Source organism: Faecalibacterium sp. BIOML-A1, assembly GCF_009679715.1.
Taxonomy (GTDB): Bacteria; Bacillota; Clostridia; order Oscillospirales; family Ruminococcaceae; genus Faecalibacterium; species Faecalibacterium taiwanense.
This window is the reverse complement of the sequence record NZ_WKZJ01000009.1, coordinates 50,519-72,367: the sequence shown is the minus strand read 5'-3', so window position 1 is coordinate 72,367 and position 21,849 is coordinate 50,519. Positions and strand designations below refer to the sequence as shown.

Here is a 21,849-nt window from a genome sequence, read left to right as displayed (position 1 = left end):
ACAAACCTGACTTTTATCAGCATCCTCGCCCTCTCCGTCATTGCTGCGCAATGCCACCTTGTTCCCCTTTTTGTCGCTCACGCGACATCTTCCCCCGACCGGGGGAAGTCTTTCAAAGTGAGAGGCTTTGGCAGTCCACGCAAAGCCAATGGTTTTGCCAAGGGCTCCCCCTTTGGGGGAGCTGGCGAACAAAGTGAGCCTGAGAGGGCGAGCCTGTCAATCTTAAATCGGCCCGGCCACGCGGCGGACAAAGCGGTTGAGCTGGTTGCCGTTGGTGTGGCAGAAGGTGATGGCCATTGCCAGCGCATCGGCGGTATCGTCCGGCTTTGGCACGGCGGGCAGATGCAGCAGCACGCGGGTCATCTCCTGCACCTGCTTTTTCACGGCCTTGCCGTAACCGGTAACAGCCTGCTTTACCTGCATGGGGGTGTACTCGTAGATGGGCAGGCCTGCCTGCGCTGCCGCCAGCAGGATCACGCCGCGCGCCTCGGCCACGCCGATGACCGTGGTCTGATTGTGCTGGTAGAACAGCTTTTCGATGGCAAGCACCTCGGGCCGGGTGCGCTCGATCACCTCTTTGATGCCTGCATACACCTCGTCCAGACGGCGCTCGAACGGCACGCCCGCGTCGGTGCACACCGCACCGAAGTCCACCGGCGCAAACCGGTTGCCTGCGTAATCCACCACGCCCCAGCCCACGATGGCGTAGCCGGGGTCGATGCCCAAAACTCTCATGCTGCAAATACCTTCCGATACTATTCCTATTATAACTTTATTATTATATCACAACAAAACAGTGTGAGCAACAGAAAACCTTTCGCCTGCCGCCGCCAAATGTGCGCTGGCGCGTAAAAAGGGCAGTCAGCGCCCCTGCCTTTAAAAAAGTTTTACAATTTTTGAAAAAGCACTTGCTTTTTGGCAGAAGGTATGGTAATATAATCAAGCTGATTTCGGCAAAACAGAATATGGACGGTTAGCTCAGCTGGTAGAGCATCTGCTTGACGTGCAGGAGGTCACAGGTTCGAGTCCTGTACCGTCCACCACAAAAATCCTCAGACTTTCGTCTGAGGATTTTTTGTTTGGTGGCGGTACAGGACTCGAACAGGGCGGCTCTGACGACGCCAGTCGGCAGAGTAAGCAATCAACCCAGTGGGCTGTTGCTTAGCCCGCGGTTCCCAACGCCTAGGAATGTCTACCAAGAAAGATGCCGCCAGACCATTCGGCCTGGGGGCTTTTTTTCGTGGTGGATGGTACAGGACGAGAACCGGAACGAGCAAAGGCAGGGTATCACTATGGTAGTGGTATCCTGCCTTTTGCTATTCTTAATAGAGTATGGTATACTCGGCTCAGTTCAACAAATCTGTATTTGGAGGATTGAATCATGTGGAATGAATTAGGCATAAGCGGAGGAACCGCAATTATTATTTTGATTGCGCTGTATTTCGTTATCAAATGGGCAGTTAAAAATGGCATCAAAGAAGCATATAGTGCTATCACCGGAAAGAAAACCGATGAAGATATCCAAAACGAAAAAGAGCTGAAAGAACTTGGATTGGATTCAGAAGATCAATAACTTCGCGTTTGCGCAGCGATGAAAGAGGCTGTTGCAAAATAGCTCTCTGAAAAATCATGTACAAAACCCGGAACCTTTTTAGGGCCAACGGCTCAAAAAGGGTTCCGGGTTTCTGATTTCGCGTTATTCCTTTGTGCAAGCTGCTATCGCATTTTTATTTTGCAACAGCCCCTCTTTTTTATTTCCGGAGATTTTATTTTCGGGTATAGGCTTCCATGCCGTGCTCGGCGGGGTCGTAATATTCCATCAGGGTGATGTAGTTTTCCGGGTAGTGGCAGAATGCCGCACGCAGAACGCTGTCTGCCGGGCTGTTCACGCTCATCAGGCTGAGGATGTAGTACACCAGCATCCGCAGCACATCGCTCTCCACCTCGTAGCACAGACCCACCGCCAGCACCGGCACCACCACCTGCTGCGCCCGCAGCGGCACAATGGCCCCCACCTGCTCCAGAATGGGTCTGCTCATGGCCGAAGCCGTCATCACGCAGCGCAGCACCTTCGTCCACGACATTTTACGGATGTTCTCCATGCTGCGCAGCCGTTCCATCACAGCTTCATCGTCCAGGATCACGCCCTCGGCTGCCTCTTTCTCCGAGAGGGTAAAGGCACACTGCAGCATATCCATAAAGGCAGCTTCATATTTTTCGTGGTAATTTGCGGCGCTTTTGCAGAACGCCAGAGCCGCCGCGATCACCGAATCCACATCTTCCTTTGTGGCCAGCTGGTCGAACCGCAGCGGCACGCCGCCCATCCGGCTCTCGATGATGCTCAGATCATCCAGCTCGTTCTGGTACGCCGTGGAGGGCAGAAAGCGGTCGTTTCCGTTGCGGTGGTAGCCCCACTCTTCCGGCATCACACGGGCCACGATATCGCCGCTGGAAATGATGTTGAAGATATTGCTTACATCCCAATCCGTTTTCAGTCCGCCGTCTGCAGTGTGGTCGTTGTCGTAGTCCGCCTGCAGATCCGGGCGGTCTGCTGCCGTCAGTGCCGCCGGTGCGGCAAAGGTGTAAACAAAGGTATTTTCCTGCGCGATCTGCGGCAGCTGCTGCCGGATGCGCGCCGCCGTCAGGTTTGCCACAGCCGCGCCGCGGCTGTAGCCGCCCAGCCAGAGCTTGATGGTGCCCAGCGTTCCCGCTGCAGCCTCAGCTTTTTTCAGGTAGTCCTGCAGATCTTCAAAAAAATGCTCTGCTGCTGTCACAAAGCCATAGTGCCCGCCGCCTTCGCCCACATGCAGGTTGCTGGCCCACTCGGCACCATAGCCGACACCGCGCAGCATGGCTGCAATAATGGTGGTGCGCTGGCCATCCTGTACCAGTGTTTTCTGCGCAAAAGCACAGCCCGCGGTATCCACCGGGGTGTTCAGGCTACACTGGTAGCCCGCATAGACCGCATTGGCAAAGCCAAGCTTCTGGTAGGCATCCGCAATGCTGTCCTCACGGCCCGCTTCACCCTCCACCCAGTAAAGCGCATCGCTCTGGTAGGTGTTGCCGCTTGCCGCCACAAGGCCCAGCGTTGCCAGTGCCAGCTTGTGGCTGTACTGCAGCGCCGTGTTCTCAAAAAAGGCATCTGTATAATAAAAATCGTGGGAGAGATCTGTTTCGCTGTGGTCGCTGCGGAAAGCAAAGGAGTAGTAATCCTCCGGCACCGCGCTGCCCACCACAGCCTGTGCGGCCTGCGGCAGCAAAGCCTCTGCCGCCGCGTGCGGGGCCAGCACGCCTGCCACGGCAGCTGCTGCCGCCTTGCAAAAGGCACGTCGTTTTATGGTCTTCATCTTTCTGCTCCAATCAAGGCTTCTGCATAAAACCAGCCTGTTTTTCTAAGTATAGCGGATTTTGCACGCTGATACAATCGCTCTTTCTTAATAAAAAAACAGTCCATGCTCCACACACAGACTGTTTTATGGTATAGTATAAAGGTGTCCGGCTCATCTCAGCTCGATCTGCCTGCAGTAGTCCACGATGTGGTGGAACATCTGTTCCACTGCCGGGGCCATTGCGGCGGGGCGCTGCACAGCCAGGCCCACCACACGGTCTTCCTCTGGCTCGATGGGATAGATCTTGATCGCGGCCTTGCAGTCGCGCAGCAGCATCTGCGGCATGATGGAAATGCCCAGACCTGCTTCCACCATGGCGATGTTGGACTGGTCGTCGATGACATGGCAGCGGCGCTCGGTGCCGATCTTATATTTTTTCAGGAACTGGCGCATTTCAGCATCGGTGGCATCGCACTGCACAACGAAGCTTTGGCCGTTCATCAGGGCGGGAGTCATCACGCCGTTTTCCGGTTCGGGCCAGTCCTGCGGCACGATGCACAGCAGCGGCTCGCGGAACAGCTCGGTTAGGTTGAACTCTTCACGGCAGGTGGAGGAAAGGAACGCGATATCCACCTGACCGGTTCGCAGCCATTCCTTCACATCGTCGTAGGTGCCCTGATACACCTCGATCTCGATCTGCGGGTAGTGGGTCATAAAGCTTTTGAGCAGGCCCGGCAGCAGCGAAGCACACACCGAGTTGAATACGCCCAGCTTCACCTTGCCCTTTTCCAGGCCGTTCAGGCGGGCGATGCTCTGCTTGAGGGCCTCGTCGCTGTTGAGCACATCGCGAATAGAGGGGTACAGGGATGCGCCGTAGCTGGTCATGGATACGCCGTTTTTGCCGCGGTTGAACAGAGCAAAGCCCAGCTCCTCCTCCATTACGGCAATGGCGTGACTGATGGCCGATGGGGTCAGGTGCAGCTGCTGTGCCGCCTTGTTGAAGCTGCCCTGCCGGGCCACGGCATCAAAAATCTCGTAGGAAAAAAGCGTCATGCCCAAAGCCTCCTTCCGTTTTTACTGGTTCGGAGACGCCCGATTCTCTGTGAATCTTTTTCATCTTTCATTTGAGATAGTTCAATTATCTTCTTGATTGTACTATCCCGCGCCTTTTCTGTCAAGCATTTTTGCCCGATTTATGCGCCTTTCCGGCGTATTTGGTCAAAGATGTCGCAGGAGCCTGCCAGCCTGCGCCGTATCATTAAAAAAGCACAAAAAGTAGATTTTTTATCAAGTGAGGGATTCCTTATGACCGAGACTGCCAAAGCCCCTGTCCGCTGTGGACTCAGCGGCACAGCGCTCAAATACATCGCCTGCATCACCATGCTCATTGATCACATCGGCGCTTCCTGCATCGAAGCCGGTATCCTGCTGCCGGCCCTCGCCGCCGGTGCTGCCAGCTGCGGTGGCATCCCGGTCAGCACCCTGCTGGCGGCAGACCGTGTGCTGCGGTATATCGGGCGGCTGGCCTTTCCCATCTTCTGCTTTCTGGCCGTGGAGGGCTTTCTGCACACCCACGATGTAAAAAAATACGTCCGGCGGCTTCTGCTGTTCGGCCTTCTGAGCGAGGTGCCTTTTGACCTTGCCTTTTTCCGCACACCGTTCGCCCCGCAGCACCAGAACGTTTACTGGACGCTGGCGCTGGGCGTGCTGGCTATGACAGGACTCAAGCGCTTTGAAAAGGAAAACGGCCTGCCCGGCTGGCAGGGGCTTGTGTGGGCGGGCGGCTGCGCCGCGCTGGCGCTGGCATCCAACACCGACTACCACGCCATCGGCGTGCTCATCATCTGCACCCTGTACCTGACCCGCGCAGACCGCAAGCGGCAGTGCCTTGCAGGTGCGCTGCTGTTTTTGTTCGAGCTCACCGCGCCGCTGGCCTTTGTGCTGGTCTGGTTCTACAACGGGCAGCGCGGCGCGTGCAGTCCGCTGCAAAAAAAGGCCTTTTACTGGTTCTACCCGGTGCACCTGCTGGTGCTAGCAGGTATCACAAACCTTATGCTATAACAGCAGAAAGCCCGCCGTCCAAAGACAGCGGGCTTTTTTACAGCTTCTCACATCGGGAACATAACGCCTGTCAGCAGCAGCATGGCAGGCACTGTGACCAGCATACACACGGTGGAGTGGGCCACCGCCTGACTGGCAAGGGTCGCCTCGGTGCCGGTCTGCTTGGCCAGCACAGCGGCAAGGCTGCCGGCCGGGCAGCAGGCGATGATGGACAGGCCGGTGCGCAGCACATTGTCCAGCGGCAGCAGCCACAGTAGCAGCATGAACAGCAGCGGGAACAGGATGCCGCGCAGCAGGGTGACCCGGTACAGGAAACCGGTGTGCAGCAGCGCACGGATGTCGCTGTCTGCCAGCAGCACACCTACGATCATAAGCGCCAGCGGGGTGGTGCAGCCGCCCACCGCACTGCAGAACTGCTGCACCGGTGCGGGCAGCCGCCAGCCGGTGGCCAGCAGCACCAGCATAGCCACCGTGGCAATGTTGGTGGGGGTGATGAAGGTCTTGAGCCGGATCTTCTCGCCAGGGCGGAACAGGCACACCACATAGGTAAAGAACCATACATTATAAGAGGCCATGGCCATGCCTGCAAACACGGTGCCGCGCGCGGTGCCCAGCAGGGCGCTGCACAGCGGCAGGCCGATGAAGCCGCAGTTGGGCATAGCCGCCGTGCCCACCAGCACCGCATACTTGCCCGGCGTGTCGTGGTGCAGCCAGCTGCTCAACCGGCACAGGCCGGTGGTCACCACAAACAGTGCCAGCAGCAGCACGAACAGCACCCCTGCCTGAGTGAGCAGCTCCGGCTCACCGTCCACGGCTGCACCAGCCAGCATGGTGCAGGGCAGCAGAAGCTTCATGATAAAATCCGACAAAAACTTGCTGTCACGATCCTTGATGATGCCGCTGCGTGCACCTACATAGCCCAGCAGCACTTCCAGAAAGATCACCGTGATCTGACCTGCCAAAACGCCAAACGCCATTGGTTCCTCCTCTTTGTTCCACAAGCCGCATTTTTCCTTTATAAAGGAAAAAGCCCATTGATTTCAACGAATCAACGAGCTTTTTCTTGGCGGAGTAGGAGGGATTTGAACCCTCGCGCCGTTGTTTAGACGACCTACGCCCTTAGCAGGGGCGCCTCTTCGACCTCTTGAGTACTACTCCAGAGCAAAGTGTGTTACACTTATTCAATAAAAAATGGCGGAGAGAGTGGGATTCGAACCCACGGTACGTTGCCGTACGACAGTTTTCAAGACTGCTTCCTTAAACCACTCGGACATCTCTCCTTGTGGACATCCGCCTTACGCCGTGTCGAATGCCTATTTAATTTACCAGATTTGCACGCCGGTGTCAAGCCTTTGGCGCAATTTTTTTCTTTCAGCCCTTAAAAACAAAATTTACCACAACCTTTTTGGGTCTTGGCCTGTTTCAGGTCTTTACAAGTACACCTTTTTGTTGTATAATAAACACAAGAAAATTTCCTCGCGGTGTAAAGGAGAAATATACCATGTCGTTTTCAGAACTTTTGAAGCAGTGCCGCAAAAAGCAGGGCATCAGCCAGGCTGAGCTGGCTTCCAAACTGGGCGTGACACAGCAGGCTGTCGGCAAATGGGAAAGCGGCAAGTCCTCTCCCGATCCGTCTACCGTGGCCCGCATTGCCGAGCTTTTGAACACCACAGCAGATTATCTGCTGGGCCTGTACCGCCCGGTAAGCAATGTTTCCGCCCCGGAAGAGCGGTTCTTTGGCAGCTATTCTGAAAGCCTGATCCCGGTGATCGGCACGGTAAAGGCCGGTTACGGTGCCCTCGCCTTTGAGGAGGACTACGGTCAGGAGTATGCCCGTGTGAAGGACCCCTCCAACTATTTTTATCTGGTGGTGCGCGGCGACAGCATGGAGCCCCGCATTCAGGACGGCGACCTTGCCCTTGTGCACAAGCAGGACACACTGGAAAACGGCGACCTTGGCGTGCTGATCTACGGCGATGAGGGCGAGGGCACCCTGAAGCGCTATATCCAGCGCGGCAACTGCGTGGTGCTGCAGCCCTTCAACCCGGCCTACAGCGAAATGGTCATCAAGGGTGAGGACCTGAACCATCTGCACATCGCCGGCCGCGTGGTGGAAACAAAAGCGAAGTGGTAATAACTCCTTCCGTCTGCTCACGCTGTTCGCAGCCACCTCCCTCATGGAGGGAGGCCTTGGCAAAACCGGAAACTTTCCCGTACTGCCAAAGGCTCCTCCTCCGGGGGAGCTGGCACGGCGGCAGCCGTGACTGAAGGAGTTCGGCACAAATTGATGTAAAGCCATCTGCATTTTGCGCATGGCTTTATTTTTTGACCCTTTTCCCCACTTTGGAGGTGTATTCTGCATGGAACAGACCCTGATGGACAAGCTTACCATTCTGGCCGACAGCGCCAAATATGATGTTGCCTGCACCTCCAGCGGCGCATCCCGCACCGCGCGGGCAGGCATTCTTGGCAGCTGCTATGCACCGGGCTGCTGCCACGCCTTTACCGCCGACGGCCGCTGTGTAAGCCTTTTAAAGGTGCTCATGACCAACTGCTGTGCCTTCGACTGCAGCTATTGTGTCAACCGCAAGTCCAACGATATCCCCCGTGCCACCTTCACGCCCCGGGAATTGGCTGAGCTGACTGTGGAGTTTTACCGCCGCAACTACATTGAAGGGTTGTTCCTTTCCAGCGCGGTGCTGGGCACGCCGGACTACACCACCGAACGGATGCTGGCCGCCCTGCGGCTGCTGCGGGGCGAATACCGCTTTGGGGGCTACATCCACGCCAAGGCCATCCCCGGCACAAGCCCGGAACTGTTGCAGCAGCTGGGATATCTGGCCGACCGCCTGAGCGTGAATGTGGAGCTGCCCAGTGAGCAGAGCCTGAACCTTCTGGCCCCGGACAAAGGGCGGCACTCCATTTTCCGGCCCATGAAGCAGATCGCAGTTTCCGGCGCGCAGAGCAAACAGGAGCTGACCGTCTACCGCCATGCGCCAAAGTTCGCACCCGCCGGGCAGAGCACCCAGATGATCGTAGGCGCTTCGCCGGAGACAGACTACCACATTTTAAAGCTCACTGAGGGCATGTACCAGAAGTACAGTCTGAAACGGGTGTTCTACTCCGCCTACATCCCGGTAGCCGAGGACACCCGCCTGCCTGCGCTGGACACCAAACCCCCGCTTTTGCGGGAGCACCGGCTGTATCAGGCTGACTGGCTGCTGCGGTTTTACCAGTTCAAGGCAGACGAAATTCTGGATGAAGCCAACCAGAGCTTCAACCCCTACCTCGACCCAAAATGCAACTGGGCCGTGCAGCACTACGGGCTTTTTCCGGTAGATGTGAACCGCGCGCCCTTTGAAATGTTGCTGCGTGTGCCGGGCATCGGCCCCAAAAGCGCCCGGCGCATCTGGCACGCGCGCAAGCTTTCCAGCCTTGGGTTGGACGAGCTGAAGCGCATGGGCGTGGTGCTCAAGCGGGCACAGTATTTCATCACCTGCAAGGGTTTTGCGGGTGCGCACCCGGGCCGTGGCACCGCCGGGCGGGAGCGCATCACGCAGGCGCTCATCGACCCCAACGTGTTCGGCGGCAGCTGCGAACAGCTCAGTCTGTTCACGCCGCCTGCGGTGGACGATCTGATCACGCAGGGCGTGGCACCGCGCGCAGCCATGCGCATGGTGCGGGAGGAGGCAGTGCAATGTCTGGCGAAGGCGCTGTAAATGTTCAAATTCAGAAAGCCCGCAGGCTCCACGATGCGGATGTGGTGTACCTCTACGACAGCAGCTTTGAGGGCTTTCTGTGCTGCGTATTCGAGAGCTTTGCCCAGCACGAAATCCCCTTTGCGGTGTGGACACCCCAGCGGGAAACTTCCACCCTGTACCCGGTCAAGGACATCCCCACCGACCACGCCAAGGCTCAGCGGGTGTTTGCCAGCTTTGGCAGAAAGCTTGGCCCCGAGACAGAGTACCTCGTCAGCCGGGATTTCCTCTCCGGGCGGGAGGACAAAGAGCTGCTACTCATCCGCTTTCTGCATCTGGCCTTCGCCCTCGGCCCCGGCACCGTGAAGCGCACCGGCCACCCGGACGTGGCCCCGCTGTATGAGATGAAGAAAAGCCTTGACTGGGAAGTGGACAAGTTTCAGGGCTTTGTGCGGTTTGAGGAGCACGACGGGATGCTGGGCGCCGTCATCCACCCCAAAAACTACATCCTGCCGCTGCTGCGGCCCCATTTCTGCGGACGGTTCCCGGAAGAAAACTTTATGATCTACGATGCGGTGCATCAGGCTGTGCTGCTGCAGGAGGACCACAAGGCCCGGCTGCTGGAGCTGGCTGCACCGCTGGAGCTGCCGCCGCCCAGCGAGCGGGAGCAGCAGTTTCAGGCATTGTGGAAGCAGTTCTACCAGACGCTGGAGATCAAGGCCCGCCACAACGAAAAATGCCGCATGACCCACTGCCCCAAGCGCTTTTGGGCCGATATGGTGGAGATGAAAGATGAATTTTAACAAAAACGTTGCATCTGCGGCGTTGCAACCCCCAAAACCTATGGTATACTATAAGAGATATCCGGCAGGCCTTCTGCCGAACACTCCCGCACTGCTGCGGGGCAACACAAAAGGAGTATTGTAGCGTTATGGTTCGCATTACTATGGAAGACGGCGGCATCATCGATATCGAGCTGAACGAAGAAGCCGCTCCTATCACCTGTGAGAATTTCAAGAAGCTGGTCAGCGAGGGCTTTTACAACGGCCTGACCTTCCACCGCGTGATTCCCGGCTTTATGATCCAGGGCGGCTGCCCGCTGGGCAACGGCACCGGCGGCCCCGGCTGGAACATCAAGGGCGAGTTTGCTGCAAACGGCGTGAACAATCCGCTCAAGCACACCCGCGGCGTGATCAGCATGGCACGCGCCATGAACCCCAACAGCGCCGGCAGCCAGTTCTTCATCATGCATCAGGATGCACCTCATCTGGACGGCCAGTACGCTGCCTTTGGCAAGGTGGTTGCAGGCATGGATGTTGTGGACAAGATCGCAGCTGTCCGCACCGACTGGAACGATAAGCCCACCACCCCGGTCAAGATGAAGACTGTGGAGCTCATTGAGGGCTGAATTTCAAACCTAAAAAATCCCGACACCTTGCGGTGCCGGGATTTTTTGTTTTTGTTGATGCTTGTTTTTAGCAGCCTTCCTTTTCGGCCAGCTTGCGGCCCATGAGCACGCCCATGACCGAAGCCATCATCAGGCCGCGGGTCCAGCCGGAGGAGTCGCCCAGACAGTGCAGGCCCTTGATATTGGTGTCAAGGTTCTCGTCCATCTTCACCTTGTTGGAGTAGAACTTCAGCTCCGGGCTGTACAGCAGGGTCTCGTTGGCGGCAAAGCCGGGCACCACCATATCCAGCATCTTGATGAACTCAATGATGTTGGTCATGGCGCGGTAGGGCATGGCGGCGGTAATGTCGCCTGCCACGGCATCCTTCAGGGTGGGCTTCACGTTGGACTGGGCCAGCTCCTTCTGCCAGGTGCGCTTGCCGTCCAGAATGTCGCCGTAGCGCTGCACCATGATGTGGCCTGCGCCCAGCATGTTGGTCAGCTCGCCCACCTTCTGGGCGTAGGCGATGGGCTGGTTGAACGGCTCGGTAAAGTTGTGGGAGACCAGAATCGCAAGGTTGGTGTTCTCGCTCTTTTTCTCCTTGAAGCTGTGGCCGTTGACCACGGCAAGGTCGTTGTCGTAGTTTTCCTGCGCCACAAAGCCGCCGGGGTTCTGGCAGAAGGTGCGCACCTTGTTCTTCCAGGGCTTGGGGTAGCCGATGAGCTTGGACTCATACAGCACCTTGTTCACCTTTTCCATGACCTCATTGCGGCACTCCACGCGCACACCGATGTCCACGGTGCCGGGCTTATGGGCAATGTGATGCTCGGCGCAGATCTTTTCCAGCCAGTCCGCACCGCGGCGGCCGGTGCCAATGACCACGGTATCCGCATACACAGGCCGGACCTGATCGCCGTCCTTCAGCAGCACGCCCTTGCACTCCTCGTTCTCAAGGATGATGTTCTCGCACTCGGTATTGAACAGCATCTCCACGCCGTTGTCGGCCAGATAGTTCTGGATGGCCAGATACAGCTGCTGCGCCTTCTCTGTGCCCAGATGGCGGATCGGGCAGTCCACCAGCTTCAGGCCGGCATGGATGGCGTTCTTGCGGATCTCCTTGATCTCCTCGCCGGTGTAGATGCCCTCCACATGGGGGTCTGCGCCGAACTCAAGATAGATCTTGTCGGTGTAGTCGATGAGCTGCTGTGCAAACTCCTCTCCGATCAGGGCGGGCAGGTCGCCGCCCACCTCATAGGAGAGGCTCAGCTTGCCATCCGAGAAGGCACCTGCACCGGAAAAGCCGGTGGTGATGGCGCAGGTGGGGCGGCAGTTGACGCAGTGGCCCACTTCGGCTTTGGGGCAGTGGCGCTTTTCCACGGGCTTGCCCTTTTCCACCAGCAGCATCTTCTTTTTGCTGCCGTGGCGCAGCAGCTCCACAGCGGTAAAAATGCCAGCCGGGCCGGCACCGACAATAATCAGATCATACTTTTCCATTTCTCTTTTATCCTTTGCTGTTTTGATTGCGAACTCCTTCCGTCAAACCCTTCGGGTTTGCCAGCTCCCTCATTGAGGGAGCCTTTGGCATTCCGGCAAACTTCCGCGGAAACGGAAAAGTCTCCGGTTTGGCCAGAGGCCCCATCCCAGAGGGGGCTGTCTGCGAAGCAGACTGGAGGAGTTTCCTTATTTCTCGTTCTCCTGTTCCACAGTGGCGCTCTCGTCCACCTCATCCAGCTCCACAGCGCTGGCCTCGGCATCGGTGCGGGTCACATCCGGGGCGACCACGCCGTCACCGTTCAGGTCTTCACCGGTCAGGGACTCCAGCATGGACTGAGTCTCCGGGTGCAGCTTGGCAAAACGGCGCACGGCCAGCACCGTGTACAGGGCGCTGAGCAGGTTGATGGAACCCTCCACGATCAGGATGATGCCAATGGCCATGACCAGCGTTTCCATGGTGCCGAAGGGGTTCAGGATCATGATAACGCCCAGCACCACGCTGAGCACCGGCAGCAGCAGAAAGCTCTTCCAGCTGGAATAGCCGCAGCGGCGCAGGTCCAGTGCGTTCTGCACACGACTGATGCTGTCAAAGATCACGAACAGGCCGAACACGATGGGCAGGATACTCACCACGATGTCGCTGCGCAGGATCAGGAACGCACCCAATGCCAGACAGATGATGCCGGAGATCAGGGTGAGCTGGCTCTGGAACACACCGCGTTCCACCACAAAATAGCGGATGAGCTGCACCGCCGCGCAGGCCAGCACCACAGCGCCCAGCGCATAGCACACGATGTTCAGGGCCGTGGTGGGCTTCATGAGCAGAAAAACGCCCAGACCCAGATACAACGCACTCATGAGCACCAGATTCCATTTGAGCTTTTTTACCATAGAGATCACGTTCCTTTCCTTTGCAGGGACAGTTTTTCACGCCCTCATTCGGCAGGGGAATACATGGGGGCAATGATGTTTTTGTTGATGCGGGCGTAGAAGCCAAGGCTCAGCAGGACACTGACGATCTCAGCGATGAGGAAGGCCCACCAGACATTGTTGACATTGCCGGTCTGTGCCAGCAGCCATGCGGCCGGCAGCAGCACGAACAGCTGACGGCAGACCGAAACGATCAGGCTGAACACACCGTTGCCCAGTGCCTGAAACACCGAGCTGAGCACGATGCTGGCACCCGCCAGCAGGAAGTGCAGGCAGATGATGCGCATGGCCGGGATGCCAATGGCCAGCATGGCATCACTGGCCGCAAAGATGCCCAGCACCTTATCCGGTGCGAACTGGAAGATGCAGAAACCAATGAGCATGATGCACTCGGCATAGCAGACTGCCAGCTTGATGGTTTTTTTCACGCGGTCCGGTCTGCGGGCACCGTAGTTGTAGCTGATGATGGGCACCATGCCGTTGTTCAAGCCAAAGATGGGCATGAACACGAAGCTCTGCAGCTTGAAGTACACACCGAACACCGCCACCGCCGTGGCCGAGAAGCTCATGAGGATCAGGTTCATGCCAAAGGTCATCAGGCTGCCCACGCACTGCATGGCAATGCTGGGCAGGCCCACCGTGTAGATGCGGCCAATGGCCTTGGCACTGGGGCGGAAGCCCTTGAAGCTGATCTGGATATCTGGGTTTTTGTTCAGGTTGAAGAACAGGGTCATGCCTGCGCCGCAGAACTGGCCGATGACCGTTGCCACAGCTGCGCCGGTGGTACCACTGAGGGCCTCACCGCAGTAGCCAAAGATGAAGATGGGGTCCAGAATGATGTTCACCACGGCACCCACCAGCTGACTGATCATGCTCAGGTGGGTGCGGCCGGTAGCGGCCAGCAGCTTTTCGCCCATGGTCTGGGTGAAAAGGCCCAGACTGAAGATGCAGCACACCGAAAGATACTGGATGCCCTGCTGCGCAATAGCCGCATCACTGGTCTGTGCATAGAAATAGGGCTTCATGCAGGTAAGGCCAATGACGAGGAACACCACGAAGCTGCACAGCGAAAGAAAGATGCCGTTTTTCGCCGTGGCATTGGCGCGGCTCTGGTTCTTTTCGCCCAGACTTTTGGACAGCATGGCGTTGACGCCCACGCCGGTGCCCACGCCCACAGCGATCATCACATTCTGCAGCGAGAAGGCGAGGGACACAGCGGTGAGGGCGCTTTCACTCACATGGGACACGAACACCGAGTCCACCACGTTGTAAAGCGCCTGCACCAGCATGGAGATCATCATGGGCACGCTCAGCTTGACCAGCAGAGGGTTGATCTCCATGGTGCCCATAATGTTTTCCCGCGTTTGGGCGGGAGAGGTTTGGGGTTGCTTTGTTTCCACGTTTGCTCCTTTTGATGTTGAGGTTACAGGGAATATGGCAAGGCTGCTGCCGAATAACTCCTTCCGTCATCGCTGCGCGATGCCACCGCTCCCCTTTTTGTCACTTGCGTGACATCTTCCCCCGGCCGGGGGAAGTCTTTCTCAATGAGGGAGGCATTGGCAAAATCAGAAACTCCATCATACTGCCAAAGGCTCCCTCTCCGAGGGAGCTGGCACGGCGGGAGCCGTGACTGAAGGAGTAAAACAGTCGCCGTTGCCCGAAACGTGGGCAGGATGCAAAAGCACCCTACCCACGAATCATCGTTGTTTTATTTTGAAGTGCCCGGGCGGTCAGCCAAGGTTCTTCTCCTTGGCGGCGGCTGCGTCCAGGATCATCTTCACGCAGGTCTCGCGGCCCAGAGCAGCGTTGATGGCCAGATCATAGTTGTGGGCATCACCCCAGCGGTTCTGGGTGTAGTAGTTGTAGTAGGCAGAACGGTTGCGGTCGGTCTTTTCCACCTCGTCCTTGATGCCCTTTTCGTCCTTGGCCTTGACCAGAGGATTGGTCTTTGCGTATTCCAGCCGCCACTCCTTGGGGGCGTACACGAACACGCGCAGCACATCCTTGCGCTCACGCAGCACATAGTCGCCGCAGCGGCCCAGGATCACGCAGGGGCCTTCCTCGGCCAGCTGCTTGATGATGCGGCTCTGAAGAATGAACACCTGATCGCCCAGCGGCAGCTCATTGCCCATGGTGTACAGACTGTACAGCAGGCTGTGAGTATGCCGTTTTTCACTGGCGGCAACAGCTTCTTCCGAAAGACCGGAGTGCTTTGCTGCCATGGTAATCAGCTCTTTGTCGTAAAGCTTGATGCCCAGCGCATTTGCCACATCTTCAGCGATGTAGCGGCCGCCCGTGCAGTATTCACGTCCCAAAGTGATGATCGTCTTTGCCATAATGTGTTCCTCCTATGTCTTGATCTATAGCCCAAAGGCTTTGGGTCGGGCCGGTCATTCCGCCGGCTTTTCCTGTGCCTGGGAAACAGGTTGCTCCGGCGTGGGGCGCGGCTTTGGCAGCCGCACCTCCGCCACGCGCATGGCACCGGTCTGGTCCACTGCATACACGCTGCAGCGGCAGCCTGCGGCCATGATCTTTTCCGGGAAGCGGATGCCTCCCTCCGGCGTGCGCTCCATCCGGCAGAAGCTGCGGTGGGCGGTGGTGGCGTGGGCCACACCGTCGTGGCACGCACAGGCCACCCAGCCGGAAAAGCCTTCCGGCAGCGGGTCCTTCACGCCGCGCTGCTCAAAATAATAAACGTCTGCCGTCTCGCCGGGCACCAGCTCGCAGCGCATCCGCAGCGGACGGTTGGCGGCAACATCGCGGGGTTTTGCCCGCAGGGCGATGGCGCGCCCGGTAAAGTAACGCATAAAGTCCACCAGTGCCATGGTGCAGTTCACTGCGCCGTTGGAATCTGCGGTGGGGTCGTTCAGCAGCACATAATCTGCCATTACGGCATCGTCGTGGCCAAAGCCGCGCAGGCCCATCCAGACCCGCACCGGGTCCCGCTGGCCGCGGATGCGCCGCTCCACCTGCACTGCCACACAACAGTCATCGTGGATCTGGGCACGCAGGTCGGCAAGGTCCATCCATGCCTGCCAGCAGGGGTAGCCGCAGCAGCCGGCGGCTGCAGCCGCAAAGGCCGCATTGGCGGTGGTGCTGTGGGCCATGTCCTCCATCACATAGGCCACTTCTTCGGGCAGGACATCCTCGCCCCAGCAGTTCATCAGTGCCGCCATGACCAGCGGCAGATCCATGGTGCGCCCAAAGCTGGGATCGTGGGCCGCAAGGCAGTATTCCGGCAGATAGAGCTGCCGGTTCAGCGGGTGGCCGTTGTGCTTCTCCCACGCCAGCGGCCGCACTGCCGCGGCCAGCAGGCGCACTGCGGGCGAGACCTTGTCATCGTTGGTGGAAAGGTTCACCTGCAGCTGCACGCCGGTGCCGCCGCCGGGCGTTGCCACGGTCACGGTATCGCCCATGAGGAAGATCATGCCGTCGTCACTCTGGGAATTGCAGCTGCAGCGGGGGTAGCCCGGTGCCCACTTGCCAAAGCTCATCCAGCCGGTCCAGTTTCCTCCGGCATATACCCGGCAGCGCACCTCCACCATGGTGTTGTGGGGCGCAAAGGCGTTCCAGCTGACATTCAGGTTGCAGAAGGCCGGCATGGCAAATTCCGGCGTGGTGTAGCTGCCGTATTGCAGGCAGCGGCCCGCCACGCTGTCCAGCACCAGTGCACCGCCGTCCAGTGCCACATTGTCCAGCTGCCCGCGGGAGAAGGTCTCGGTGCCCTGCAAAACCAGATTATTCCGTTGTTCCATGGAGCACCTCTCCTTTGCGGAAGTTCAAATTTACTCTTCGGTGTCGTCGGTGCTTTCGCCGTAGTCCTCTTTGAGGGCGGCTTCCAGCTCGGCATCCTTCATTTTGCGGATGCTCTCCTCAATGTGGAACACCTTTTCAATATCGCCGTAGATGATCTGGCAGGATACTTCGGTCACGAACCAGAAGCCGAAGATCAGCATGAGCAGCAGGCCCAGCGGCATGCACAGGATCACCACGCCCCAGAACAGGATCTGCACGATGGCCGCCGCCAGTGCATGGGGCAGGAACGCGATCATGCAGTTGATGCTGTTTTTCACGGTCAGGCTGAAGGGCTGATCCAGCAGCACCACCTGCGGCCACATGTAGGCGAACAGCATCTGGAAGATGAGCAGGTTCAGCACCGTGGCCACCCACAGCGGCACGCCCACATTGATGCCCTTGCTCAGCATATTGAAGCAGAAATACACAAGGAAGATCTGCGCCGTGACCACCACACAGTAGAAGATGCCCGGCGCAATGCTGGCCTTGAAGTTGCGCTTGAAGGCACGGCGATAGGTCACCCACCAGTAACCGGCTTCGTCACGCAGGGCACGCAGCACGGTATCGTACATGCCGGCCAGCGCAGGCCCGGCCAGAATTCCGCCTACCACCGCGCTTGCCAGCATGACAGGCAGGCTGTTTGCCAGAAAGCCGATGTACACCAGACAGATCACCGGCAGAAAGCCGATGCAGGCCAGCAGGTTTGCAAGGAACATGCCGTTCATATCGCGGCCCACAAGCTCAAAAAAACGGCCTATGCCGGTCTTGCGGGGAGCATCCTTTTCAACGCCCTTACCGGCCTTGAAGTCATTTGCGGAAGGAAATAAACCCATGTTCGTATGGTACCTCTCTCTTCATCCATTGGGCCGGCAGAAAGCATTTCGTGCAGAAAGTGCCATTGTGCTGGCTTTACAACTATAAATATACCCGCATTTTGTCAATTTTGCAAGACCGCAGATCCTCCGATTTGTAAAAAAAGTGTTATTTCTCCCCTTTTTACAAAAAGTGTGATACAATGACAATGGCATATTTTGCCGAAGGGAGGAAAACGCAATGAGCATTTTTCGCACGATTGCGATGTTTATTTACTTATTTGGTTATATGATCGTCCATTATGGCGTGCTGCGCCGGGCGGAACGCGCTCTGGCTGCAGGCGACATGCAGCTGGTGGAAGAGCTCGTCAACAAGCATATCCCGCACTGGAGCCGGGGCATTTTAAAGGTGACCGGCGTTTTCCTGAGCGTGGAGGGCCTTGAGAATATCCCCAAAGATACGGCCTGCGTGTTCGTGGGCAACCACCGCAGCTACTACGACATCCCGCTTTTGCTGGCCAGTCTGGATAAGCCCCACGGCATCCTTGCCAAGGAAGAGCTGGAAAAGATCCCGCTGCTGAACCGCTGGATGAAGCTGCTGGGCTGCGTGTTCGTGCAGCGCGACGACCTGCGGGCATCCGTGCGCGCCCTGAACGATGCCACTGCCATTGTGGAGAGCGGCAAGAGCTTCGTCATTTTCCCGGAGGGCACCCGCTACAAAGGGGAAGAGGGCGGTGCCGGTGAGTTCAAGGCCGGTGCATTCCGCATTGCCGTCAAGACCGGCGCACCGGTGGTTCCGGTGGCCATTACCGGTGCACGTGCCCTGTTCGAGAACAATGGCAACCTGTGCCATCCGGGCAGCGTGCATATCAAGGTGCTGCCGCCCATCCGGACTGCAGGCATGAGCAAGGCCGAGCAGAAGCAGCTGCCGGACGCTGTGCGTCAGGCCATTCTGGCACAGCTGTAAATCAGAACTTGGAGGGAACTGCCCCATGGCAAGCTACCGTTACGAACGCGATATCGACCCCAAAGACCTCCAGCCCCGCAAACAGCGCCAGTACACCCGCAAGGAACGCTGGGCCAACTGGTGGGATTATAACCTCAAGTGGGTCATCATCATCGGCATCATCGTGGTGTTCTTCGGCTACAACTTCATCGGGCAGTATTTCTTTACCGTCCATGCAGACTATAACGTGGCCGTTGTGGCACCCCACTACCTGCCGGAAGCCACCCAGACCGCCCTGCAGGACGCCCTTGCCGCCTACGGCGAAGACCGGAACGGTGACGGCAAGGTGGTGGTAAAGCTGAACCTCTACACCATGGACTTTGGCAACGAGGACTCGGATGCCTACCTTGACATGGCAGGCACCACCAAACTTTCCACCGACATTCAGGGCGCGCTGAGTTCCATCTTCATCCTGTACGACCCAGCCGGGTTCCAGCAGACCACCGGCACCCTGCGCTACCTCGACGGCAGCCTGCCGCAGTCCGACGCAGACAGTGACTGGTGGAACATGGTCTACCGCTGGACCGACTGCCCGGTGCTGGCGGGCCTTGATCTGGGCGATTACGCTTCTGATGCTGTGCAGAGCGAAAGCGGCTCCAGTCAGGAGCTGATGAGCCGGTACTATATCGGCATCCGCGGCGCATGGAACAAGGACTCCGCCGGCCTGCTTGAGGGCGGCGAAGAACTGTGGAACAAGCTGACCGCCGGGGCTGTTTCTACCGCCAGTGCAGAGGGCTGAGCCATGCGGTTCCGGGTAAAGCGCGGCGGGCCTGCCGCCGGGTTCACATTTGACCGCACAGCAAAGCCGGTGCAAAGGCCAGAGCCGGAAAAGCCGGTCTCCCTTGCACAGGCGCTGGATAATCCCTATGGGAGATATTACGGCAAAGCAAGGAGCCGGGAAGAACTGCTGAAAAACAGATAATATGCAAATAGAACTCCCCCAGTCGCCTTCGGCGACAGCCCCCTCGGGGATGGGGCCTTTGGCAGAACCGGAAACTTTTCCGCTTTGTCAAAGGCTCCCTCTTTGAGGGAGCTGGCAAACCCGCAAGGGTTTGACTGAGGGAGTTCGTTTTCTATTTTGTTCTTTTTACACATATCTGATTTGAAATATTCTCCCCTTTGAAACGCCGGAGGTTTTGTTGTTTCTCCGTCCCAGTTATGGTATACTTACTGGGTATCTATTATCTTGATGGTATTTATCATACATACAAAAGGATGTGAACCCATGGACGCACTGGAACAGGCGCGCGCCGAGATCGACACGGTGGATGCCCAGCTGGCTGCGCTGTTTGAGCGGCGGATGGCCGCCGTGCTGCAGGTGGCCGAATACAAAAGAGCCCATGGCCTGCCCGTTTACGATGCCGCCCGCGAGACGGCAGTGCTGGAAAAGGCTGCGGCCCGCATTCAGGACCCGGCCCTGCGGCCCTACTATAAAGACCACGTGCAGAACCTGATGGACGTGGCAAAGCAGTACGAAGCCGTGGTGCTGGGCCAAAACCGCGCCGCCTATCAGGGCGTGGAGGGCGCCTTTGCCCACATTGCCCTCCGGGCGCTGTTCCCCCACGCCGAGGCTGTGAGCTATCCCACCTGGGACGAGGTATTTGACGCGGTGGAACGCGGCGATGCTGCCCGGGGCGTCGTTCCCTTTGAGAACAGCCATGCGGGCGATGTTTCCGCCGTGCTGGATCTGTGCTATAACCATCCGGCGCTGTGGGTGGTGGATGTGTACGATCTGCCCATCTCCCAGAATCTTCTGGTGCTGCCGGGTACAAAACTCGACCAGATCAAAAGCGTCTACAGCCACCAGCAGGCCATCGCCCAGAGCGAAACCTTTTTAAGGCAGTTCGGCCTGCCCGCCACCGCCATGGCCAACACCGCCATGGCCGCAAAGTTCGTGGCCGAAAGCGGCGACTCCTCCAAAGCGGCCATTGCAAGCGTGGAGACGGCGGCACTGTACGGGCTGGAGGTGCTGGTGCCCAGCATCAACACCGACGGCGACAACACCACCCGCTTTATCGTGCTCAGCCGCGAAAAGCCTACCGGCGGCAACCGGTTCTCGCTGCTGTTCACGGTGGACAACAAACCCGGCAAGCTGGGCGAGGTGATCCAGATCATCGGTGCCAGCGGCTTCAATATGGAGTCCATCAAGAGCCGGCCCATGCCTCATGTGCCGTTTGAATATTATTTTTACGTGGAGCTGGTGGGCGACCCCACCGCCGACGAGACCGCCGCGCTGCTGCGTGAGCTTGACCGCACCTGCCGTACCGTGCGGCTGTTAGGAGTGTATACCAAATGAGTGAATTTATCGGAACCAAGCTGACCATGAATCTGGGCGAGCGCAGCTATGACATCATCGTCAAGAGCGGCTCGCTGGAAAACCTGTACCAGTTCGCCCGGCTGGACCGCCGTGTGGCCGTTGTGACCGACAGTGGTGTGCCCGCACAGTACGCCCAGATGGTGGCCGACCAGTGCAAGGATGCCCACATCATCACGGTGCCGCAGGGCGAAGCCAGCAAGAGCTTTAAAATTCTGGAATCCGTCCTCAAGCAGATGCTGGAATTCGGCATGGGCCGCGGCGATCTGGTGATCGCCGTGGGCGGCGGCGTGGTGGGCGATCTGGCCGGTTTTGCCGCTTCCATCTACATGCGGGGCATCGACTTCATCAACTGCCCCACCACCACCCTTTCCATGATCGATTCCTCTATCGGCGGCAAGACCGCCGTGGATCTGGGCGATACCAAAAACATCGTGGGCGCTTTCTGGCAGCCCAAGCTCGTCATCGTGGATCCGGACACCCTTTCCACCCTGCCCCGCCGCCACTTCATCAACGGTCTGGCAGAAGCCGTCAAGGCAAGCCTGCTGGCAGACCCCGAGCTGTTCGCGATCTTTGAAAATGGCGACGTGGATGCCCAGATCGGCGAGATCATCTGCCGCAGCCTGCGGTTCAAGAAGAACATCGTGGAGCAGGACGAGACTGAGCAGGGCATGCGCAAGGCCCTCAACTTCGGCCACACCATCGGCCACGGCATCGAGGCCGTCAAGGGCATCAAGGGCCGCCGCACCGTGGGCCTTTACCACGGCGAGTGCGTGGCTCTGGGCATGCTGCCCATGATCGAATCCAAGGCACTGCAGAAGCGGGTGCGCGCGGTGTACCGCCGCCTCGGCCTGCCCACCCGCACTACTTACGATAAGGAAAAGGTGCTGGCTGAAATGCTGCACGACAAAAAGGCACAGAGCGGCCAGATCACCATTATCAAGGTGCCGGGTCTGGGCTGCTGGCGCGCCGAGACCATCCCGGTGGAGGGTCTGCGTCCCCTGCTGGGCATTGAGGAGTAA

At 58.2% G+C, this 21,849-nt stretch carries 21 protein-coding genes and 3 tRNA genes; 12 read left to right on the top strand and 12 right to left on the bottom strand.

Annotation, left to right across the window (positions count from 1 at the left end; translation table 11 throughout):
- Nucleotides 1-222: 222 nt before the first annotated feature.
- The gene (ruvC, locus tag GKG36_RS10440; protein WP_005943476.1) at nucleotides 223-735 is read right to left on the bottom strand and encodes a crossover junction endodeoxyribonuclease RuvC; all 513 of its coding nucleotides are present in this window, start codon (nucleotides 733-735) and stop codon (nucleotides 223-225) included.
- Between the two features lie 232 nt (nucleotides 736-967).
- Here ruvC and GKG36_RS10435 point away from each other — a divergent pair.
- Together GKG36_RS10435 and GKG36_RS10430 are read left to right on the top strand one after the other, a co-directional pair.
- Nucleotides 968-1,043, top strand: a tRNA-Val gene (locus GKG36_RS10435).
- A 338-nt stretch (nucleotides 1,044-1,381) separates the two neighbouring features.
- Nucleotides 1,382-1,573 (top strand): DUF6019 family protein, encoded by a 192-nt coding sequence (locus GKG36_RS10430; protein ID WP_154260588.1) that lies wholly within the window; start codon nucleotides 1,382-1,384, stop codon nucleotides 1,571-1,573.
- Nucleotides 1,574-1,766: 193 nt separating this feature from the next.
- Here GKG36_RS10430 and GKG36_RS10425 read toward each other — a convergent pair whose 3' ends face one another.
- Nucleotides 1,767-3,347: a lipase gene (locus tag GKG36_RS10425; RefSeq protein ID WP_154260586.1), complete on the bottom strand. Its 1,581-nt coding sequence runs from the start codon at nucleotides 3,345-3,347 to the stop codon at nucleotides 1,767-1,769.
- Between the two features lie 153 nt (nucleotides 3,348-3,500).
- On the bottom strand, nucleotides 3,501-4,382 hold the full coding sequence (locus GKG36_RS10420) for a LysR family transcriptional regulator (protein WP_005943485.1): 882 nt from the start codon (nucleotides 4,380-4,382) through the stop codon (nucleotides 3,501-3,503).
- A gap of 252 nt (nucleotides 4,383-4,634) precedes the next feature.
- Here GKG36_RS10420 and GKG36_RS10415 point away from each other — a divergent pair, with 252 nt between their 5' ends.
- Nucleotides 4,635-5,390, top strand: a complete 756-nt coding sequence (locus tag GKG36_RS10415) for a TraX family protein (protein WP_154260584.1) — start codon at nucleotides 4,635-4,637, stop codon at nucleotides 5,388-5,390.
- A 47-nt stretch (nucleotides 5,391-5,437) separates the two neighbouring features.
- On the opposite strand, the gene GKG36_RS10410 is transcribed toward GKG36_RS10415, so the two are convergent.
- The 3 genes from GKG36_RS10410 to GKG36_RS10400 all read right to left on the bottom strand — a co-directional run bounded on the left by GKG36_RS10410 (nucleotide 5,438) and on the right by GKG36_RS10400 (nucleotide 6,670).
- The gene (locus GKG36_RS10410; protein ID WP_097774648.1) at nucleotides 5,438-6,367 is read right to left on the bottom strand and encodes an AEC family transporter; all 930 of its coding nucleotides are present in this window, start codon (nucleotides 6,365-6,367) and stop codon (nucleotides 5,438-5,440) included.
- Between the two features lie 87 nt (nucleotides 6,368-6,454).
- A tRNA-Ser gene (locus tag GKG36_RS10405) sits at nucleotides 6,455-6,548 on the bottom strand.
- Between the two features lie 34 nt (nucleotides 6,549-6,582).
- Nucleotides 6,583-6,670: transfer RNA gene (locus tag GKG36_RS10400), tRNA-Ser, on the bottom strand.
- Nucleotides 6,671-6,891: 221 nt separating this feature from the next.
- On the opposite strand from GKG36_RS10400, the gene GKG36_RS10395 reads away from it, so the two are divergent.
- The 4 genes from GKG36_RS10395 (at nucleotide 6,892) to GKG36_RS10380 (ending at nucleotide 10,496) form a co-directional block, all read left to right on the top strand.
- Entirely contained in the window at nucleotides 6,892-7,524 is a 633-nt protein-coding gene (locus tag GKG36_RS10395; RefSeq protein WP_005943491.1) for an XRE family transcriptional regulator, read from the top strand.
- 226 nt (nucleotides 7,525-7,750) lie between these two features.
- A complete protein-coding gene (locus GKG36_RS10390; protein ID WP_044953876.1) occupies nucleotides 7,751-9,109 on the top strand; it encodes a putative DNA modification/repair radical SAM protein in 1,359 nt (452 codons plus the stop codon).
- Nucleotides 9,088-9,891 (top strand): TIGR03915 family putative DNA repair protein, encoded by an 804-nt coding sequence (locus GKG36_RS10385; protein ID WP_154260582.1) that lies wholly within the window; start codon nucleotides 9,088-9,090, stop codon nucleotides 9,889-9,891. Before GKG36_RS10390 ends, GKG36_RS10385 begins: the two co-directional genes overlap by 22 nt.
- 128 nt (nucleotides 9,892-10,019) lie before the next feature.
- Nucleotides 10,020-10,496 carry a peptidylprolyl isomerase gene (locus tag GKG36_RS10380; RefSeq protein WP_005943496.1) on the top strand — a complete coding sequence of 159 codons (477 nt, stop codon included), beginning with the start codon at nucleotides 10,020-10,022 and terminating at the stop codon, nucleotides 10,494-10,496.
- Nucleotides 10,497-10,563: 67 nt separating this feature from the next.
- Here the strand turns inward: GKG36_RS10380 and GKG36_RS10375 are convergent, their stop codons facing one another.
- From GKG36_RS10375 to GKG36_RS10350, 6 genes are all read right to left on the bottom strand, one after another.
- Nucleotides 10,564-11,970, bottom strand: coding sequence for an FAD-dependent protein (locus GKG36_RS10375; protein ID WP_154260580.1), 1,407 nt, complete (start codon nucleotides 11,968-11,970; stop codon nucleotides 10,564-10,566).
- A 186-nt stretch (nucleotides 11,971-12,156) separates the two neighbouring features.
- Complete coding sequence (locus tag GKG36_RS10370) at nucleotides 12,157-12,861, bottom strand: DUF308 domain-containing protein (protein WP_097774646.1); 705 nt, start codon at nucleotides 12,859-12,861, stop codon at nucleotides 12,157-12,159.
- A 44-nt stretch (nucleotides 12,862-12,905) separates the two neighbouring features.
- A complete protein-coding gene (locus GKG36_RS10365) occupies nucleotides 12,906-14,300 on the bottom strand; it encodes an MATE family efflux transporter (protein ID WP_243145084.1) in 1,395 nt (464 codons plus the stop codon).
- 330 nt (nucleotides 14,301-14,630) lie between these two features.
- Nucleotides 14,631-15,236: a cytidylate kinase-like family protein gene (locus GKG36_RS10360; RefSeq protein WP_097774644.1), complete on the bottom strand. Its 606-nt coding sequence runs from the start codon at nucleotides 15,234-15,236 to the stop codon at nucleotides 14,631-14,633.
- Between the two features lie 54 nt (nucleotides 15,237-15,290).
- Nucleotides 15,291-16,655, bottom strand: coding sequence for a hypothetical protein (locus GKG36_RS10355; protein WP_154260576.1), 1,365 nt, complete (start codon nucleotides 16,653-16,655; stop codon nucleotides 15,291-15,293).
- Nucleotides 16,656-16,685: 30 nt separating this feature from the next.
- Entirely contained in the window at nucleotides 16,686-17,528 is an 843-nt protein-coding gene (locus GKG36_RS10350; RefSeq protein WP_154260574.1) for a DUF624 domain-containing protein, read from the bottom strand.
- A 220-nt stretch (nucleotides 17,529-17,748) separates the two neighbouring features.
- Here GKG36_RS10350 and GKG36_RS10345 point away from each other — a divergent pair, with 220 nt between their 5' ends.
- The 5 genes from GKG36_RS10345 to aroB all read left to right on the top strand — a co-directional run bounded on the left by GKG36_RS10345 (nucleotide 17,749) and on the right by aroB (nucleotide 21,849).
- Nucleotides 17,749-18,474: a lysophospholipid acyltransferase family protein gene (locus GKG36_RS10345; RefSeq protein ID WP_154260572.1), complete on the top strand. Its 726-nt coding sequence runs from the start codon at nucleotides 17,749-17,751 to the stop codon at nucleotides 18,472-18,474.
- A gap of 25 nt (nucleotides 18,475-18,499) precedes the next feature.
- Nucleotides 18,500-19,252 (top strand): hypothetical protein, encoded by a 753-nt coding sequence (locus GKG36_RS10340; protein WP_154260570.1) that lies wholly within the window; start codon nucleotides 18,500-18,502, stop codon nucleotides 19,250-19,252.
- A gap of 3 nt (nucleotides 19,253-19,255) precedes the next feature.
- Nucleotides 19,256-19,435: a hypothetical protein gene (locus tag GKG36_RS10335; RefSeq protein ID WP_005943509.1), complete on the top strand. Its 180-nt coding sequence runs from the start codon at nucleotides 19,256-19,258 to the stop codon at nucleotides 19,433-19,435.
- A 303-nt stretch (nucleotides 19,436-19,738) separates the two neighbouring features.
- Entirely contained in the window at nucleotides 19,739-20,809 is a 1,071-nt protein-coding gene (locus GKG36_RS10330; protein WP_120020030.1) for a prephenate dehydratase domain-containing protein, read from the top strand.
- Entirely contained in the window at nucleotides 20,806-21,849 is a 1,044-nt protein-coding gene (aroB, locus tag GKG36_RS10325) for a 3-dehydroquinate synthase (protein WP_097776946.1), read from the top strand. Before GKG36_RS10330 ends, aroB begins: the two co-directional genes overlap by 4 nt.